This window comes from Janthinobacterium svalbardense (assembly GCF_002327145.1).
GTDB classification, from domain to species: domain Bacteria; phylum Pseudomonadota; class Gammaproteobacteria; order Burkholderiales; family Burkholderiaceae_D; genus Janthinobacterium; species Janthinobacterium tructae.
In genome coordinates, this window is the sequence record NZ_CP023422.1 from 878,113 (window position 1) to 895,281 (window position 17,169).

20 protein-coding genes are annotated in these 17,169 nt (G+C 63.5%); 13 read left to right on the top strand and 7 right to left on the bottom strand.

Annotated elements, in window-relative coordinates; all coding sequences use genetic code 11:
- Positions 1 to 31 precede the first annotated feature (31 nt).
- The 5 genes from CNX70_RS03835 (at position 32) to CNX70_RS03855 (ending at position 4,752) form a co-directional block, all read left to right on the top strand.
- Complete coding sequence (locus CNX70_RS03835) at positions 32 to 1,228, top strand: acetyl-CoA C-acyltransferase (RefSeq protein WP_096233576.1); 1,197 nt, start codon at positions 32 to 34, stop codon at positions 1,226 to 1,228.
- A 73-nt stretch (positions 1,229 to 1,301) separates the two neighbouring features.
- Positions 1,302 to 2,081, top strand: coding sequence for an enoyl-CoA hydratase (locus tag CNX70_RS03840; RefSeq protein WP_058050031.1), 780 nt, complete (start codon positions 1,302 to 1,304; stop codon positions 2,079 to 2,081).
- Positions 2,082 to 2,204: 123 nt separating this feature from the next.
- Positions 2,205 to 2,813, top strand: a complete 609-nt coding sequence (locus tag CNX70_RS03845; RefSeq protein WP_096233578.1) for a TetR/AcrR family transcriptional regulator — start codon at positions 2,205 to 2,207, stop codon at positions 2,811 to 2,813.
- 81 nt (positions 2,814 to 2,894) lie between these two features.
- Positions 2,895 to 4,052 carry an iron-containing alcohol dehydrogenase gene (locus CNX70_RS03850; RefSeq protein WP_096233580.1) on the top strand — a complete coding sequence of 386 codons (1,158 nt, stop codon included), beginning with the start codon at positions 2,895 to 2,897 and terminating at the stop codon, positions 4,050 to 4,052.
- A gap of 22 nt (positions 4,053 to 4,074) precedes the next feature.
- Complete coding sequence (locus CNX70_RS03855) at positions 4,075 to 4,752, top strand: type 1 glutamine amidotransferase domain-containing protein (protein WP_096233582.1); 678 nt, start codon at positions 4,075 to 4,077, stop codon at positions 4,750 to 4,752.
- 7 nt (positions 4,753 to 4,759) lie between these two features.
- Here CNX70_RS03855 and CNX70_RS03860 read toward each other — a convergent pair whose 3' ends face one another.
- The gene (locus CNX70_RS03860) at positions 4,760 to 5,347 is read right to left on the bottom strand and encodes a TetR/AcrR family transcriptional regulator (RefSeq protein ID WP_167389607.1); all 588 of its coding nucleotides are present in this window, start codon (positions 5,345 to 5,347) and stop codon (positions 4,760 to 4,762) included.
- A gap of 41 nt (positions 5,348 to 5,388) precedes the next feature.
- On the opposite strand from CNX70_RS03860, the gene CNX70_RS03865 reads away from it, so the two are divergent.
- Positions 5,389 to 5,955: a dihydrofolate reductase family protein gene (locus tag CNX70_RS03865; RefSeq protein WP_096233586.1), complete on the top strand. Its 567-nt coding sequence runs from the start codon at positions 5,389 to 5,391 to the stop codon at positions 5,953 to 5,955.
- Here CNX70_RS03865 and CNX70_RS03870 read toward each other — a convergent pair.
- Positions 5,901 to 6,716: a metallophosphoesterase family protein gene (locus CNX70_RS03870; protein WP_096233588.1), complete on the bottom strand. Its 816-nt coding sequence runs from the start codon at positions 6,714 to 6,716 to the stop codon at positions 5,901 to 5,903. The two genes, CNX70_RS03865 and CNX70_RS03870, sit on opposite strands and share 55 nt — an antisense overlap.
- Positions 6,717 to 6,856: 140 nt before the next feature.
- On the opposite strand from CNX70_RS03870, the gene bla reads away from it, so the two are divergent.
- On the top strand, positions 6,857 to 7,801 hold the full coding sequence (gene bla / locus CNX70_RS03875; RefSeq protein ID WP_096233590.1) for a subclass B3 metallo-beta-lactamase: 945 nt from the start codon (positions 6,857 to 6,859) through the stop codon (positions 7,799 to 7,801).
- A gap of 20 nt (positions 7,802 to 7,821) precedes the next feature.
- Positions 7,822 to 7,959 (top strand): hypothetical protein, encoded by a 138-nt coding sequence (locus CNX70_RS27960; RefSeq protein ID WP_157750891.1) that lies wholly within the window; start codon positions 7,822 to 7,824, stop codon positions 7,957 to 7,959.
- Positions 7,960 to 7,969: 10 nt separating this feature from the next.
- Here the strand turns inward: CNX70_RS27960 and CNX70_RS03880 are convergent, their stop codons facing one another.
- Positions 7,970 to 8,773, bottom strand: a complete 804-nt coding sequence (locus tag CNX70_RS03880) for a metallophosphoesterase family protein (protein WP_096233592.1) — start codon at positions 8,771 to 8,773, stop codon at positions 7,970 to 7,972.
- 46 nt (positions 8,774 to 8,819) lie between these two features.
- On the bottom strand, positions 8,820 to 9,725 hold the full coding sequence (locus CNX70_RS03885; protein ID WP_096233594.1) for a LysR family transcriptional regulator: 906 nt from the start codon (positions 9,723 to 9,725) through the stop codon (positions 8,820 to 8,822).
- A 118-nt stretch (positions 9,726 to 9,843) separates the two neighbouring features.
- Here CNX70_RS03885 and CNX70_RS03890 point away from each other — a divergent pair, with 118 nt between their 5' ends.
- Positions 9,844 to 10,710, top strand: a complete 867-nt coding sequence (locus CNX70_RS03890) for a pirin family protein (protein ID WP_096233596.1) — start codon at positions 9,844 to 9,846, stop codon at positions 10,708 to 10,710.
- Between the two features lie 61 nt (positions 10,711 to 10,771).
- Here the strand turns inward: CNX70_RS03890 and CNX70_RS03895 are convergent, their stop codons facing one another.
- The gene (locus CNX70_RS03895) at positions 10,772 to 11,533 is read right to left on the bottom strand and encodes a substrate-binding periplasmic protein (RefSeq protein WP_096233598.1); all 762 of its coding nucleotides are present in this window, start codon (positions 11,531 to 11,533) and stop codon (positions 10,772 to 10,774) included.
- A gap of 135 nt (positions 11,534 to 11,668) precedes the next feature.
- On the opposite strand from CNX70_RS03895, the gene pnuC reads away from it, so the two are divergent.
- Entirely contained in the window at positions 11,669 to 12,259 is a 591-nt protein-coding gene (pnuC, locus tag CNX70_RS03900; protein ID WP_208624488.1) for a nicotinamide riboside transporter PnuC, read from the top strand.
- Between the two features lie 329 nt (positions 12,260 to 12,588).
- On the top strand, positions 12,589 to 15,147 hold the full coding sequence (locus CNX70_RS03905; RefSeq protein ID WP_096233602.1) for a TonB-dependent receptor: 2,559 nt from the start codon (positions 12,589 to 12,591) through the stop codon (positions 15,145 to 15,147).
- Positions 15,148 to 15,156: 9 nt separating this feature from the next.
- Here the strand turns inward: CNX70_RS03905 and CNX70_RS03910 are convergent, their stop codons facing one another.
- Positions 15,157 to 15,963: a response regulator transcription factor gene (locus CNX70_RS03910; protein WP_096233604.1), complete on the bottom strand. Its 807-nt coding sequence runs from the start codon at positions 15,961 to 15,963 to the stop codon at positions 15,157 to 15,159.
- Between the two features lie 12 nt (positions 15,964 to 15,975).
- On the bottom strand, positions 15,976 to 16,104 hold the full coding sequence (locus CNX70_RS29080; RefSeq protein ID WP_277922166.1) for a hypothetical protein: 129 nt from the start codon (positions 16,102 to 16,104) through the stop codon (positions 15,976 to 15,978).
- 206 nt (positions 16,105 to 16,310) lie between these two features.
- Between CNX70_RS29080 and CNX70_RS29085 the strand changes: the two genes are divergently transcribed.
- The gene (locus CNX70_RS29085) at positions 16,311 to 16,445 is read left to right on the top strand and encodes a hypothetical protein (protein ID WP_279629345.1); all 135 of its coding nucleotides are present in this window, start codon (positions 16,311 to 16,313) and stop codon (positions 16,443 to 16,445) included.
- 163 nt (positions 16,446 to 16,608) lie between these two features.
- Entirely contained in the window at positions 16,609 to 17,166 is a 558-nt protein-coding gene (locus tag CNX70_RS03915) for a winged helix-turn-helix transcriptional regulator (protein WP_071080157.1), read from the top strand.
- The last annotated feature ends 3 nt before the right edge of the window (positions 17,167 to 17,169 follow it).

Here is a 17,169-nt window from a genome sequence, read left to right on the forward strand (position 1 = left end):
GAACCTCGTTCAACATCTTTGAAAGAATAAAATGAGCAAACAACTTCAAGACGCCTACATCGTCTCTGCAACCCGCACCCCGATCGGCAAGGCGCCGCGCGGCATGTTCAGAAACACCCGCCCGGACGACCTGCTGGTGCGCGTGCTGCAATCGGCCCTGGCGCAAGCGCCTGGCCTCGACCCGGCACTGATCACCGATGCCATCATCGGCTGCTCGTTCCCGGAAGCGGAACAAGGTTTTAATATTGCGCGTAACTCGGTGCTGCTGGCCGGCTTGCCGAAAACCGTGGGCGGCGTCACCGTCAACCGTTACTGCGCTTCGGGCATCACGGCCATCGCCATGGCGGCCGACCGCATCCGCGTGGGCGAAGCCGACGTGATGATCGCCGGCGGCATCGAATCGATGTCGATGGTACCGATGATGGGCCACCACCCATCGATGAACCTGGACATGTTCAGCGATGAAAACATCGGCATGGCCTACGGCATGGGCCTGACGGCCGAGAAAGTGGCGCAGCAATGGAAAGTGTCGCGCGAACAGCAGGACGCGTTCTCCGTTGAATCGCACCGGCGCGCCATCGCCGCGCAGCAAGCCGGTTTCTTCAAGGCCGAAACGACGCCCGTCGAAATCATCACGCGCACGCCGAACCTGGCCACCGGCCAGGTGGATGTATCGCGCCGCACGGTCGACACCGACGAAGGCGCGCGCGCCGATTCGACGTTGGAGTCGCTGGGCAAACTCAAACCCGTGTTTGCCGCCAAGGGCACCGTCACGGCCGCCAACAGCTCGCAGATGTCCGATGGCGCCGGTGCGCTGCTGATCGTCAGCGAGAAAATCCTGCGCGAGCATAACCTGACCCCGCTGGCGAAATTCTCCTCGTTCGCCGTGCGCGGCGTGCCGCCGGAAATCATGGGCATCGGTCCGAAATTCGCCATTCCTGCAGCGTGCGCCGCCGCCGGCATCACGCAAGACCAGCTGGACTGGATCGAGCTGAACGAAGCGTTTGCCGCGCAAGCCCTGGCCGTCATCGGCGACCTGGGCCTGGACCCATCGAAGGTCAACCCGATGGGCGGCGCGATCGCCCTGGGCCACCCGCTGGGCGCCACAGGCGCCATCCGCGCGGCCACCGTGATCCACGCACTGCAGCGCACCAAGCAGAAGTACGGCATGGTCACGATGTGCGTCGGTGCCGGCATGGGCGCGGCAGGCATCTTCGAGCGCGTATAAGCTTGACGGGCTAAAGCAATACAACAGGGCGCTGCGGGATTACCTCGGCGCCCTTTATCTTTTTGGAGACGACATGGATATTTTGTGCAGCAAGAGCGAGGGCATCCTGACCCTGGAATTCAACCGCCTGGAACGCAAGAACGCGATCACGGGCGCCATGTACCAGACCCTGGCCGATGCGCTGGTGGCGGCCGAGACGGATGATGAAGTACGCGCCATCCTGATCTGCGGCAAGCGCGAGATTTTCACGGCCGGTAACGACCTCGATGACTTCATGAAGACGGCGCGCCCGAAGGATGGCTCGCTCGACCATGACCGTCCCGTGTTCCAGTTCATGCGCGCCCTGTACGGCAGCAGCAAGCCCGTGGTGGCAGCTGTGTCCGGCCCGGCCATCGGCATCGGCACGACCTTGTTGATGCACTGCGACCTGGTGTATGCGGCCGACAACGCCAGCTTCTCGATGCCGTTTACGCAGCTGGGCCTGTGCCCGGAATTCGGCTCCAGCCTGCTGCTCACGCAACTGGCCGGCTACCCGCGCGCGGCGGAAAAGCTGATGCTGGGCGAGTCCTTCCCGGCCAGCGAAGCGCTGGAAATGGGCTTGGTGTCGAAAGTCGTGCCCCTGTACGACCTGATGACGTACGCGCAAGGGCAGGCCGCCAAGCTGGTGGCCCTGCCGGCAGCGTCCATCCGCGCCACCAAGCGCCTGATGAAGCAAAGCCGCATGGAACCGATGAAGGCCGCCATCGCCGAGGAAAACAAACTGTTCAGCGCCATGCTGGGCGGCGCCGAAGCGAAGGAAGCGTTTACGGCCTTCTTTGAAAAGAGGAAGCCGGATTTCAAGAAGTTTGCATAAGCTCCAGGAAGCAAACCCAAATGCGGCACTGCCGGGGTCGGACCCTCAGGGTCAGACCCCAGAATTTTTCTCTGGGTTTAATTTGAGCTAGACGACTGGTCTAATTGTGCTACAATGCCTCGCATGAAAGCTGAATACATCGACGTGCGCCAGCACATTATTGACCAGGGCAAGGCCATCATCACGCGCAAGGGCTTTGCCGGCGTGGGGTTGAACGAGATTTTGTCGGCCGCCGACGTGCCCAAGGGCTCGTTCTACCATTACTTCAAGTCCAAGGAATTGTTTGGCGAGGCGATGCTGGAAGATTACCTTACCGGCTACCTGGCCGGGATGGAAGACGTGCTGGGACAGCCAGGCAAGAATGCCGCGCAGGCGCTGATGGCGTATTGGTCCAGCTGGACCAGCGAGAGTCTCGATGGCAGCGCTTGCGACTGCCGCTGCCTGGTGGTCAAGCTCAGCAGCGAAGTGGCGGACATGTCCGAACCGATGCGCGTGGCGCTGCTCGATGGCACCCACCGCATCATCGCCAGGCTGGCCCTGGCCATCGCGCGGGGCAGGGTGGACGATTCGCTGCCATCGGTGGCCGATCCGGCGCAAATGGCCGCCACCTTGTACCAGCTGTGGCTGGGAGCGGCCATGCTGACCAAGCTGCGGCGCGACGCCAGCGCCTTGCAAACGGCCTGGCGGGCGACCCTGGCCATGCTGCAGCTGCCGGCGGACAGTTACCGATAGACAGCCAGCAAGCGGACGCAGCACGTCCGCGTTTTTTTGAATGAGTCATAGACGACCAGTCTAATAATTTGGAGCGACAGCATGAAAAATTTTGAATTCCATAACCCGACCCGTATCGTCTTCGGTCTTGATACCGTCGCCAAATTGTCCACGCTGGTGCCGCACGATGCGCGCGTGCTGATCTTGTACGGCGGCGCCAGCGCGGAAAAGACCGGCACCCTGGCCGAAGTGCGCGCTGCGCTGGGCCAGCGCACGGTGCAGGAGTTTGGCGGCATCGAACCCAATCCCAGCTATGAAACCTTGATGCGTGCCGTGGCGCAGGTGCGTGGTGACAAGCTGGACTTCCTGCTGGCCGTCGGTGGCGGCTCCGTCATCGATGGCACCAAGTTTGTCGCCGCGGCCGCCCTGTACGACGGCGAGCCATGGGAAATCGCCGAACGCGGCGGCGCCAATGTGCGTCAAGCCCTGCCGTTTGGCACGGTGCTGACCTTGCCGGCCACGGGGTCGGAAATGAACAGCGGCGGCGTGGTGACGAAAAAAGCCACGCATGACAAGCTGAGTTTTCGCAGTGCGCTGCTGTACCCGCAATTTTCCGTGCTCGACCCCAGCAAAACGTTTACCTTGCCGGCCAGGCAGGTGGCCAATGGCCTGGTCGACGCCTTCGTGCACACGACGGAACAGTATTTGACCTATCCGGCGCAGGCGATGGTGCAGGACCGCTTTGCCGAAGGCTTGCTGCAGACCCTGGTCGAGATCGCCCCGCAGGCGGTCGCCGCGCCTGACGATTACGCTACCCGCGCCAACCTGATGTGGACGGCCACCCTGGCCCTGAATGGCCTGATCGGCGCCGGCGTGCCGCAGGACTGGGCCACCCACATGATCGGCCACGAACTGACGGCCCTGTATGACATCGACCATGCACGCACGCTGGCCCTGGTGCTGCCCGCGCTGCTGGACGTACAGCGCGAGCAGAAACGCGGCAAATTGCTACAGTATGGCGAGCGTGTCTGGAACATCACGCAGGGCAGCGACGACGAGCGCATCGACATGGCCATCGCCAGCACCCGCGCCTTCTTTGAAGGCCTGGGCATCCCGACCCGTTTGTCCGCTTACCAGCTGGGCCAGGAAGCGGTGGAAGCGGTACTGAAACAATTGGCAGCACACGGCATGACCTCGCTCGGCGAACACCGCGATATCGACCTCGCGCGCAGCCGCCGTATCCTCGAAGCAGCACTGTAACCCTGACATAAAAGGAAACAACATGAACATCCTGATGGTACTGACCTCGCACGATCAACTGGGCGACACGGGCAAGAAAACCGGCTTCTGGCTGGAAGAATTCGCCGCGCCCTACTATGCCTTGCAGGAAGCGGGCGCGAAGCTGACGGTGGTTTCGCCCAACGGCGGCCAGCCGCCGCTGGACCCGAAAAGCGACGAACCGGATTCGCAAACGGACGCCACGCGCCGCTTCAAGCTCGATGCGCTTGCCCAAGGAGTGCTGGCCAACACGGGCAAGCTGGCCGACGTGAAGGCGGCTGACTTTGACGCCGTGTTTTACCCGGGCGGCCATGGTCCGCTGTGGGACCTGGCCGAAGACCCGCATTCGATCGCGCTGATCGAGCAAATGATCGCCGCCGGCAAGCCCGTCGCCGCCGTCTGCCACGCGCCGGGCGTGCTGCGCCACGTGAAGGCGCAGGATGGCACGCCGCTGGTGCGCGGCAAACAGGTGACGGGCTTTACGAATACCGAGGAAGACGCCGTCGGCTTGACCTCCATCGTGCCTTTCCTGGTCGAGGACATGCTCAAGCAAAACGGCGGCGTCTACTCGAAGCTGGGCGACTGGCAGCCGTATGCGGTTACCGATGGCTTGCTGGTCACGGGCCAGAATCCCGCATCGTCGGAAGCGGCCGCGCAGGCGCTGCTCAAGCTGCTGGCCTGATGCCAGGCTAGTGACCGGCGGTCATGCCCGCCAGGATCAGGCGGACGGAGGCGTGCCATTGCGTCTCGCTGGCGGGCCTGCCCGCCAGCGCATAGCCGTGTAAAAAATCGACGAGCGCATCGCGCCCGCGCAGCCGGGTTTTTTCAGGCAGATCGAGGCCCTCGACGGCCTGCTCGAACAGTGCCGTGAACCGCTCGGCCACGTCGGCTTGCGTCACCAGCCCGCGCGCCATCAGGCGCACGAAATACGGCGTGGCGCTGACCAGTTCCAGGTACAGCGCGCACAGCGCGAGCACACGCCGTGGCGCTGCCTGGCGTCGCGTAAACGGCGGCTGGCGCGGATCGAGCGCGGCAAAACGCTGCGCCATCAAGGCCAGCAATAACTCTTCTTTCCCCGCATAGTAGTGATACACGGCCATGGCATCGACGCCCAGGCTTAGCGCCAGCGCGCGCATGGAAAACGCTTCGCCTTGTTCTTCCAGCAGGACCAGGGCAGCGTGCAGGATGCTGGCGTTGTCCAGTGCGGGCGCGATTCGGCGGGGGCGGCCCGCGCGGCGCACGGGATTTTCAATAGCTTGAAGTTTTGGCGGTTTCATGGGCATAATTCTACACTGTAGAATTAATTGGGGAGTACTTCATGCAAAAAACTTTCGTCAGCGTTTTTCTTGGCATCAGCATCGACGGCTGCATCGCAGGAGAGAACGGCGACCTGTCCTGGCTGGCCGAGCTGGCGCCCGACTCGCCCGACGCCACCGGCTACACGGCCTTGATGGCGCAAGTCGATACGCTGCTGATTGGCCGCACCACGTATGACGCCGTGCTGGGGTTCGAGCCGTGGCCGTATGCGGGCAAGCGCGTGGTGGTACTCAGCCACCGCGACTTCGCGCCGCGCCATGGCGAGCAGCGCCGCGAAGGCGGCGTGCGCGAAGTGCTGGCAGGTCTGGCCGAGGAGGGCTGCCGCCACGTGTATCTCGATGGCGGCGCCGTCATCCGCGCCGGCTTGCGCGAGGGCGTCATCGACAGCCTGACCTTGTCCGTGTTGCCCGTGGTGCTGGGCAAGGGCGTGCGCCTGTTCGATGACGCGCTGCCGCGCAGCGACTGGCGCCTGGAAGACACGCGCCCGCTACCGAGCGGTGTGGTACAGCTGCGCTATCGGAAACCTTCAACCGCGTTATCGAGTTCGACGATGAAGCCGGAATCGTAGCGTTCGTTTTCCGGCGTACCATCGGGCCGCTTGTAGCCGCAGGGGTTGCACACGACGCGGCACTCGCCTATCTGGTAGTCGAGCGAAGCGTGCATGTGGCCATGCACCCACAAGTCCGCCTGCGCCACCAGTTCGTCCAGCTGCGAGGCGAATGCTGGCGAGCCCAGGTTGGCCGCGTATTGCTCGTCCACCGACAGCATCGATGGCGCCATGTGCGTGATGACGACGGTCTTGCCGGCGAACGGTTGCGCCAGTTGCCCGGCTAGCCAGGTTTTGTGCCGCGCGTGCAGCTGCGCCGTGTCGCTGGCGCACAGCAGGCGCGGTGCGTCGCCACCCGTGCTGATGCGCTTGTAGTCGGGCATGTAGGCTTGCGCCGCGTTCAAGGCTTCCTCGTACCTGTCGGCGCCGAACAGCAGGAAGTCTGTCCACAGCGTGATGCCGAGGAAGCGCACGCCGTTCAAGACCACGGCGTCGCCGTCGAGCAGGCCTATGTTGGCGCCCTGCGCATTGGCGCTGCTACAGGCATCGCGCACGGCGTCCTGCATGTGTTCGAGCTGGTGCCCATAGCCCTCGTGATTGCCGTGCACATACAGCACGGGCAGGGCGCCGAAGGTACGCGCGGCCCAGGCGATGGCATGGTTGCCCGTGGCGATGTCGCCGGCCAGGATCACCACGTCGGGGCGGCTGGTGGCCAGGTCGATGGCGGGTGTGTCTTCACCCCAGACTTCCAGGTGCAGGTCGGACAGGATCAGCAAACGCATGGCAGTGGGCGCGGCAAGGCGCGCGGCAGGTCTATGGGCCTCTATCCTAGCGCAAGTCGCTGCGTCCGTCTGCTTGACCGCGCCAGGGTGGCGACGTTACCCTATGGCATCGATTACCACACACTCACTCCTGGAGCCGCATGCCGCCTTTCTTCCTTCCCAAGACCTTGCTCAGTATCGCGCTGGCCGCCATGGCGCTGCCGTTGACGGCACATGCCGCCACGCCCGCCATCGATCCCCTGACGCAGCCGATCGCCTCGCCGTATGCGGCGCAGTGGAATCGCCCGCAGCAACCGGCGCGCATCCACGGCGACACCTATTACGTGGGCGTGGGCGGCTTGAGCGTGGTGCTGATCGACACGCGCGAAGGCTTGATCCTGATCGATGGCGCGTTGCCGCAATCGGTGGCCGCCATCAAGGAACATATCCTCGAGCTGGGCTTTCGCCTGCAAGACATCAAATTCATCCTGAATACGGAAGCGCATTTCGACCATTCGGGCGGCATCGCCGCCTTGGCCCGCGACAGCGGTGCGCAAGTGGTCGCCAGTCCGCTGGGTGCGGAGGCGCTGCGCGCGGGAGCGGTGCTCGCGCTGGACCCGCAAGCGGGCGAAATCGACCCCATGCCGGCGGTGGAAAACGTGCGCGAGATCGCCGATGGCGAAACCCTGCAGCTGGGCGACGTGAGCGTCACGGCGCGCTACACGCCCGGCCATACGCCGGGCAGCACCAGCTGGACCTGGGTCTCGTGCGAGGATGCGCAGCGTCAGGACTGCCTGAACGTGGTGTTCGGCGCCAGCCTCACGCCGGTGGCGGCCGACGATTTTCACTACCTGGGCGATGAACGCCATGCGGACCTGACGCCGGCCTTCCGCCGCGTCATGCAGGACTTTGCCAAACTGCCGTGCGACATCCTGATCTCGGCCCATCCCGACCACTCCGGCGGCGACCGCAAGCTGACGCAATTGCTGGAGGGCGTCACGCCGAATCCCTTCATCGATGCGCTGGCGTGCAGCGACTACGCGGCCAAAAATGAGGCCAAGCTCGATGCCCGCATCGCCAAGGAAAAGGCGGCTGCGACAAATTAACAACGTTGGCGCATGGTGCCATGAAAATCAAAGTGAAAGCCACGCCCAAGCCGTGTATTCGGCTGGCCGCCGCCAGGCTGCGCGGCGGCGCTGGCGCGCACCAGTCGGAAGCCTCGCCGGCAAGCACCGCCTGCAGCAGTGGCTGGCGGGGCGTCTGAAGCCTGAGGATTAACGGGCTGGCAGCTCGACGATGAAGTTCGGATCAAAAGCGGGATTTTGCGGCGTGCCGCTGCGCGTTTTGTAGCCGCACGGGTTGCTGACCACGCGGCACTGGCCGATCCGATAGTCGCGCGAGACGTGGAGGTGGCCATGCACCCACAGATCCGCCTGCGCGGCCAGGTCGTCCAGGCGCGAAGCATAGGCGGGCGAACACGCCTCGCTGCCATACGCATCATCGACCGACAGCAGCGACGGCGCCATGTGGCTGATGACGACGGTGCGGCCTTCGAACGGCTGCGCCAGTTCGCGCGCCAGCCAGGCCTTTTGCTGCGCGTGGAACATGGCCGTATCGGCCGCGCGCAGCTTGCGATAGCCCATGTTGGCCAGGCGGATGCGCTTGTAGTCGTTCATGATGGCTTGCGCGTCGTGCATGGCCGCTTGCCGCGTGTCGTCGCCCAGCAGGCGGAAATCCGTCCACAGGGTGGCGCCCAGGAAGCGCATCTGCTTGCCGGCTTGGTCGGTGATGACGTGGCTGTCGGCGTCGAGAAAATGCACGTTCTGCGTGGCGGCGCAGGCGCTGCGCAGCTCCTGGCGCACCTTGTCCAGATGGTGGCCATAGCCTTCGTGGTTGCCATGCACGTACAGCACCGGCAGGCCCGCAAACGTGCTGGCCGCCCAAGCGACGGCGCGGGTGCCCGTGTCGATGTCGCCGGCCAGGATCACGGCATCGGGAAGGCTGAGCGCAAGATCGCCTTGCGGCGCATCCTCGCGCCATAACTCATGGTGCAGGTCCGACAAAATCAATAAACGCATGCGGTATCCAGGCGATTGGCGGGTACGCCATCGTACCTGAAAAGCCTCACTCTTCTTCCAGCGCGGCGAAGCTGTGCGCCAGGTAGTCGATCAGCGCGCGCACGGCCGGCAGCAGGCCGCGCCGTGACGGGAAGACGGCGTGGATGATTTCGCGCTGCGGCCGCCACTGCGCCATCAGCGGCAGCAGGCTGCCGTTGGCTACCTGTTCGACGATCATCATGGTCGGCAGCTGCACCACGCCCACGCCGGCCACGGCCGCGTCGCGCAGGGTCAGCATGTCGCCCGTGACGAAGCGCGGCGTATGCCGCAGCTGGGCGCGCGCGCCGTCCGGGCCGTGCAAGTCCCACTGGTAGTGCTGTTGCGGCAGACCCAGGGCCAGGCTGGGCCAGTCGGCCAGGTCGGCCGGCGCGGTTGGCCTGGCGGCGTCGCCGAACAGCAGCGGGCTGCCCACCATGCACTGGCTGCGCTCGGCCAGCACGCGCAGCACCAGGTCACTGTCGGGCAGCGGCGGCGGACGCACGCGGATGGCCACGTCGATGCCTTCGGCCACCAGGTCGACGCGGCGGTTGCTCGCTTCCAGCAGCAGCGTGACCTGGGGATGTTCGCGCATGAAGCCGGCCAGCATTGGCGCGACCAGCGAATGCAGCAGGGCAATGGGGCAGGACAGGCGCACCGTGCCGCGCGGCGCCGCCCGCGTCAGCTCGATCGCTTCCTGTGCCGCTTCCGCTTCCACCAGCATCGCCTTGCAATGCTCGTAAAACGTCTGGCCCACGTCGGTGACGGAAAAATGCCGCGTCGTGCGCTGCAGCAGGCGCACGCCGAGACGCTCTTCCAGCAGCGCGATGCGCCGGCTGAGTTTGGATTTCGGCATGCCCAGCGCGCGTCCGGCCGGGGCGAAGCCGCCATGGTCGACCACCTGCACAAAGTAATACAAGTCATTCAAATCCTGCATGCCGCCTCCTTGATCGTTCTATTTTTGGAACGCTGATGGCGAATTTTACCGTCTAGCGCCTCTATCGTTGCAAGAGTATTCTGACTCCATCGTCATGCACACCCCACAGGAGATTGAGATGAACACAGTCACAGGTATCTACAGCGCACCGCACCAGCACTGGGTCGGCGACGGTTTTCCCGTGCGCTCGATGTTTTCGTACACCGGCCATGGCAAGCAGCTGAGCCCCTTCCTGCTGCTCGACTATGCCGGCCCCGCCGAATTTTCGCCCGGCACGCGTCCGCCCGGCGTCGGTTCGCACCCGCACCGCGGCTTTGAAACAGTGACCATCGTCTACAAGGGCGAAGTGGCGCACCGCGATTCGACGGGCAAGGGCGGCGTGATCGGCCCCGGCGACGTGCAGTGGATGACGGCCGGTGCCGGCATCCTGCATGAAGAGTTTCACTCGCCTGCCTTCACGCAGTCGGGCGGCACGCTGGAAATGGTGCAGCTGTGGGTGAACCTGCCGGCGAAAAACAAGATGACGGCGCCCGGCTACCAGGCCATCACCAGCGACACGATTCCCACCGTGACGCTGCCGGACGGCGGCGGCTCGGTGCGCGTGATCGCCGGCGATTTCGCTGGCCTGCATGGCCCGGCCCGCACGTTTTCGCCGATGCGGGTGTGGGACCTGCGCCTGGCGCAGGGCAAGCTGACGCAGCTGCCGGTGCACGCCGGCTGGAGCACGGCGCTGATCGTCCTGCACGGCACGCTGCTGGTGAATGGCGAGAGCGTGGTGCGCGAAGCGCAGATGGCGCTGTTCGCACGCGATGGCGACAGCATCACCGTCGAGGCGAACAGCGATGCCGTGGTACTGCTGCTGAGCGGCGCGCCGATCGATGAGCCCATCGTCGGCCATGGCCCCTTCGTCATGAATACCGAGGCGGAAATCGCGCAGGCGTTCGAGGATTTCAACAGCGGCCGCTTCGCCCGTATCGCGACGTAATTGGTGCAGCAGGCAGTAAGCAATAGACCATGTTGCTGCTCGACCACCAGGGCGGCTTGTTCTACGGCGCTTCGTAGCTGTTGCGTATCGCCGCCAGCACGCCGCGCTGTTCCAGGTGCGTGATGGCGGCGTTCAGGCGCGCCAGGTCGTCGCTGCTGGTCGTGCGCGCATTGAGCATCAGGTGCACGGGGGCGCGCAGGACCAGGAAGGGCAGGGTGTTCAAGGCGACGCCCTGCAGGCGCGCTTCGTGGCGTACGGCCAGCACGTCGCCCAGCAACAGGTCGGCGCGGCCCGCGTCGAGCATGCGGATGCCCTGCCGGAAGCTGCCAAAGGTATTCAGGCGGCCGGCCTTTTCCAGCGCCGGCCGGGCCGCCGCATACTGCGCGCCATACCAGCCCACTTTGGGCGCCAGCAAGGTCGACTTGCCGCGCGCCAGCTGCGCGAAGCTGCCGACATGGCGCTGCGCTGCGTGCGTGCCGGCCTTGCCGAAGATGCCCACGGCTTCGTCGCGGTAGCTCACGCTGAAACGCGCATACGCATGGCGCTCCGAGGTGTCGGAGGCGGCCAGCATCAGGTCCAGCCCTCCTTTCTGGAACAGCAGCTGGCGTCGCGCCGTGGGCAGTTCCGGCACGCTCAGCAAGGTGCAGCGCGCTTCCTTGAAGATGGCGCGCAGCAGCTCCAGGTCCAGCCCCGTATAGTTGCCTTGTGCATCGCGATACAGGTAGGGCGGCCATTGCTCAAGCGCCATCGTCATGCGGCAGGCCTGGGCGGGCAGGACGCTGCCGAGCAGCGTTGCCGCAAGCAGCAGGTGGCGCAAGCGCATGGAACATCTCCGCAGTGGTTCAGGGTTACAGTTTAGCAAACTGCCAGAATGGCCACGGAAGTCAGGCAGTGCATGGCCGGTTGCGGAGATCAAATGGGCTATAGTGGCGGCGTGCCTCACTCAAAGGAAATCCGCTTGACTCCCCCGCTCGAGATCGCCGCCAATGTCTTGATGACTGCTTCCATCATCCTGGCCGGACGCAATAATATTCATTCCTGGTGGATCGGCATCATCGGCTGCGTGCTGTTTGCCGTGCTGTTTTTCCAGGTTAATCTGTATGCCGACGTGATGCTGCAGCTGTTTTTCATCGTCACCTGCGTCATCGGCTGGCTGCAATGGCGGCGTGGCGCCGGCGGCAAACCGTTGCCGATCACGCGCACGGGCTGGCGCAGCCTGGCCTGGGTGGTGCCGGCCGGTATCGCCTCCGTGGCCATCTACGGCATGCTGCTGCACCGGTTTACGAATGCCTACGCGCCCTTCATCGATTCGGCAGTGTTGGTATTTAGCATCATCGCGCAATTCTTGCTGATGAGCCGGCGCATCGAAACCTGGGCCTTCTGGCTGCTGGTCAACACGGTAGCCGTGCCGCTCTACTACAGCCGCGGCCTGCACCTGACGGCCGTGCTGTATGCGGCTTACTGGGTCAATGCCCTGATTTCCTGGTACTGGTGGGGCGTGCAGGCACGCCGCGCGGCGGCCGCGCCGCGGGCGATGGCCGACGCCTGACATTGCCAAACGCCAAGTCCTTAGATTCAAATCGTATATACAATCAATTTTTAATTCGTTCACGCCATAAAGACGCCGAGATATAGTGGCCTTTCCCCGCTTACCGGTGTCTTTTATGTTGCGCTTTAGTCTTTCTGCCTGTTTTTATGCCGCCCCGCACCAGCTGACCATGCAATGCATGGCGCAGTCGATGCCGGTGCGTGCCCGTCCACGCATCCCGTAATTCCTTCCTGTCCCCGTCGTCGTTTTGCCCGTAGGCCCACCCGGTCCGCGTGCCCCTGCTCGGCCTTTTTTATCTGAAAAAGGCTCAATCCCAATAAGAGGAAACCATGTTCAAACCACTCGCCATCAGTCTTGCCATTGCCGCCGCCTTTCCTGCCTTCGCCCATGCCGAGGACGACATGCTGCGGGTCAACGTCACCGGCTCGAATATCCGCGTCAGCGAAAAAGAGGGCGCCAGCGCGGTGCAGGTCATCACGGCCAAGGAATTGAAAGCCAGCGGCAAGACCAGCGTCTCGGATGTGCTGCGCGCCATCTCCGCCAACAGCGGCAACAGCTACAACGAACAATATACGGGCAGTTTCTCGGCCGGCACCTCGGGCCTGTCGCTGCGCGGCATCGGCCAGAAAAATACCCTGATCCTCGTCAATGGCAAGCGCGTGGCCAGCTATGCGACGGCGCAAAACCTGCAGGAAACCTTTGTCGACCTGAACAGCCTGCCGATGGCGGCCGTGCAGCGCATCGAGGTGCTCAAGGATGGCGCCTCGTCCGTCTACGGTTCCGACGCCGTGGCCGGCGTGGTCAACATCATCCTGTACAAGGAATTCACGGGCACGGACGTCACGGCGCAGTGGGGCGGCTCGACCGAAGGCACGGGCCAGCATGAAAAGAGCGCGGCGCTGCAGACGGGCTTTGGCAAGCTGGAGGAAGACGGCTACAGCCTGGTCTTCTCGATCGATGCGCAGCAGCGCGACAAGCTGCAGCAAAGCGACGTGGCGTGGATGCGCGATGCGGACTTCCGCAAGCAGCAGCGGGGCAGCCTGGGCTGGGCCATCACCAATTACGCGGGCACGGACCCGACCCGGACCTTGGGCGGCGTGCGCGGACCATTGCAACTGGTCAATTATGGCGACATCACGCCCGGCAAGACGGGCCAAGTGCTGGCGTATAACCCGTCGCCGTATAAAACCCTGATTCCCGGCATCGAGCGCGTGCACACGGCCGCGCGCGCCACCTTCAAACTGAACGCGGATACGGAAGCGTATGTCGACTTGCTGCACAGCTATTCGCGCGCCGACCAGACCTTCAGCGCGCCGCTCAGCGTCAACAATGCCACGCGCGTGTGGAACAACGCCACCCAGGCGCTCGACACCATTCCTGTCGTGCTGCCTGTCGGCCACCCGAACAATCCGGGTGCGACGCCGCTGCCGTTCACGGCTACCCTGTTCGACCTGGGACCGCGCCTGAAGCAGGACAAGGTCACCTTCTACCGCGCGCTGGCCGGTGCCAAGGGTACCCTGGCGGGCTGGGACTGGGATGCGGCCGTAGGCCACTCCAGCAGCAAGCTGGAAGAGACGGTGCAGAATTTCGTCAACCGCTATGAATTCCAGAAGGTGCTGGCCGACGGCAGTTATAACTTCTTTGACCAGTCGCAAAACAGCGAGGCCGTGCGCAACCGCTTGCGCCTGTCGACCCTGCGTCCGGCCGAGTCGACCCTCGATACCGTCGATTTCTCGGCGGCGAAAGACTTGTGGCAGCTGCCGGCCGGTCCGCTGGGCTTTGCCGCTGGCGCGCAGTGGCGCCGCGAAAAGATGGATTCGCAAACCTCGACGGCCGTGCTGTCGGGCACGGAGCTGCGCCCGGCGATCAACATCATCAACGGCTCGCGCAGCGTGTCGGCCCTGTTTGCCGAATTCAACGTGCCTGTGGTGAAAGACCTGTCCGTCAACCTGGCGGGCCGCGCCGACCATTACAGCGATTTCGGCAATGCGTTTTCGCCGAAAGCCAGCGCCCGCTACCAGGCGGCACCGTGGCTGCTGGTGCGCGGCACCGTGTCGCGCGGCTTCCGCGCGCCGTCGCTGCCGGAAATCACGCAAAGCACGGCCGTCAGCTATGTCAGCGTGCTCGATCCGAAGGACCCTGTCACGCCGACGCAGACGCGCGGCGTGACGGCCATTACCATCGCCAATACGGCGCTGCGTCCGGAACGGTCGAATAACCTGAACCTGGGCGTAGTGGTGTCGCCGACCAGCAGCTCGAGCATCGGCCTCGATTACTACCGCATCAAGCAAGATGGCGTGATTGGCACGGAAAGCGCCACCACTACACTCGCCAATGAAGCGTCGGCGCCGCAGAAGATCACGCGTGACGCCGATGGCCGCATCACGACCCTGTACCGCCAGTACCGCAACCAGGGACAGCGTGAAGTGTCGGGCATCGACCTCGACCTGCGCCAGCGCTTCGTCGACCAGGACTGGGGCAAGCTGACCCTGGCCGGCCAGCTGAGCCGCGTGCTGCGCTTTGCCGAGCCGCTGTCCGATGGCGCGCCACTGACGAACGGCGCCGGCACCAATTATTTCGGCTCCATCCCGAAATGGCGCGGCGTCACCTCGGCCACCTGGGAGCAGGGCAAATGGTCGTCCACGCTGACCTGGAACTATGTGGGCAGCTATGCGCAAAACACGCATCTCGATGAATCGGTGGCCGCCTTCAGCACTTTCGACGTGACCACCAGCTGGCAGGTGACACCCAAGGCGAACGTCACCTTCATCGTGCAAAACCTGGCCAACAAGCGCGCGCCGTGGGATTACTCAGCCTCGGGCTTCGACTATACGCAGGCCGACCCGCGCGGACGCTTCGCCTCGCTCAAGCTGAACTACAAGTTCTGATCTGCAGTTCTAATGCCCGTTTGACACCTGCCGCTGGCCCGCCTGTTCCTGCAGGCGCTGGCGGTAGGCGCTGGGCGTCATGCCCATGCGTTCGCGAAAGGCGGTGGCGAAGTTGCCCGCGTTGTGAAAGCCGATCAGCAGGGCGACATCCTGCACGTCGATGTCTGTCTGCTGCAGCAATGCCACGCCGCGCGCGATGCGTGCTTCGCGGATGAAGGCAAACACCGTCATGCCCGTTTGTTCGCGGAACATCAGGGTCAGCTTTTCGCGGTAAGTGCCCACGCTGCGGGCGATCTCGGACAGGTTGGGCAGGCTGCCCAGGTTGTCGAGAATGAGCTGTTTGACCGCATTGACGAACACCAGGTCGGGATGCTGCTGGCGCTCGCTGGCCGGGACCGCGATGGGTAAGGTGCTGTTGCTTTTACGCATCAACCCCAGGTGGATATGAATGCGCGCGGCCAGCTCTTCCGGCGTGAACGGCTTCGAAATGTAGTCGACACCGCCCACCTGCAAGCCCATGATGCGTTCCTTGGCGGCATCGGCGCCGCTGAGAAAGATGACGGGTATCTGTTCCGTTTCGGGATTGGCCTTGAGCAATCGGCATGCCGTGTAGCCATCCATCTCGGGCATGCGCACGTCGAGCAGGATCAGGTCGGGCAGCGTGGCCAGCGCCAGCTGGTAGCCCTGGTAGCCGTTGAACGCGATGCTGAAACGGTAGGGCTGCTCGCTGAGCAGCTCCATCAGCATGCGCTGCTCGAACGCGGAATCGTCCACGATCAAGATGTTTTTTTTGACGGTTTCGCTGGTCAATGGCATGGCATGGATGACTTAACCAAAAAGCAAGTGTGGCTTATTATGCCTCGCTTTTTCTTTTATTTTCTGCTTTTCTCGTGTTTCAAAAGAGGTTTCTCCGCCAGAAGAAGCGGCGATTTCCCAGATCGCTAATAATTCACCCATGCATTGACTTAAAGCAATGTCGATTATTAAAAAATCTGTTTTGCAAATGCGGCAAAAAACCGACGCCCTCAGGTTCCTGGCTCTCGGCGCTGATATTTTGTTGTCCTGGTTTGCGTGCCCCAAAAAACGCCAGCAATACCGTGACTATCCTCGATGTCCTTCATATTGACGGGCTCATTAATGATGTTCGATCATCAGGAGGTATCATGTTGCGAGTTATTTCCCCCCACCTTATCGTTGCCGCCAGCACGGCACTGCTGCCGCGTGGCGCCGACGCGGCCGTGTATCTGAACGGCACCGGCGCCCGATACCTGCAAGTCGGGCATCACGGCCACCGTTGACTGTCAAGCCAGGCGCTGCGTGCAGGCCGGTTCTGCTTCCCTGTCGCTTAACCTCCGCCTTGTCCGTGGCGAGGCTGGCCTCGTCGCGCAGGAAAACACATGTTTTCGTGTTGTAACTGAGATTTTTTCGATTGTTGTGTTGAATCAATGTGAGGAGATGGTCGTGAAACATACCAACTTTAATAATTTGCCTTGCCCGATTGCCCGCAGCCTGGGCAAGGTGGGTGAATGGTGGAGCATCCTCATCCTGCGCGAAGCGTTTTATGGCAAGACGCGCTTCGACGAATTTGAAAAAAGCCTCAAGATTGCCCCCACCATCCTGACGCGCCGCCTGGCGGACCTGGTGGAGGGCGGCTTGATGACGCGCCGCTTGTATTGCGCCAAGCCGCCCCGTTACGACTATGTGCTGAGCAAGTCCGGGCGCGCCTTCAAGCCCGTCTTGCTGGCCTTTATCGCCTGGGGCAATGAAAACTTCGCGCCGGAAGGCGCCAGCCTCGTCATCGCCAGCCGTGACACGGGCCTGGCTGCCGATCCGGTGCTGGTCGACGCCATGACGGGCTTGCCCATCAATGATGAGTACTATGCGTTTGCGCCGGGGCCGGCCGCCAGCGACAGCATGCGCAGCATCATCCTCGATGCGGAAAAAAGCAGCGGTATTGCGCCCAAGCCGAAGCCAGCGCCCGCCAACCGGGGCTGGGTGGCGGAAGGCCATCTGGCGTGAGGG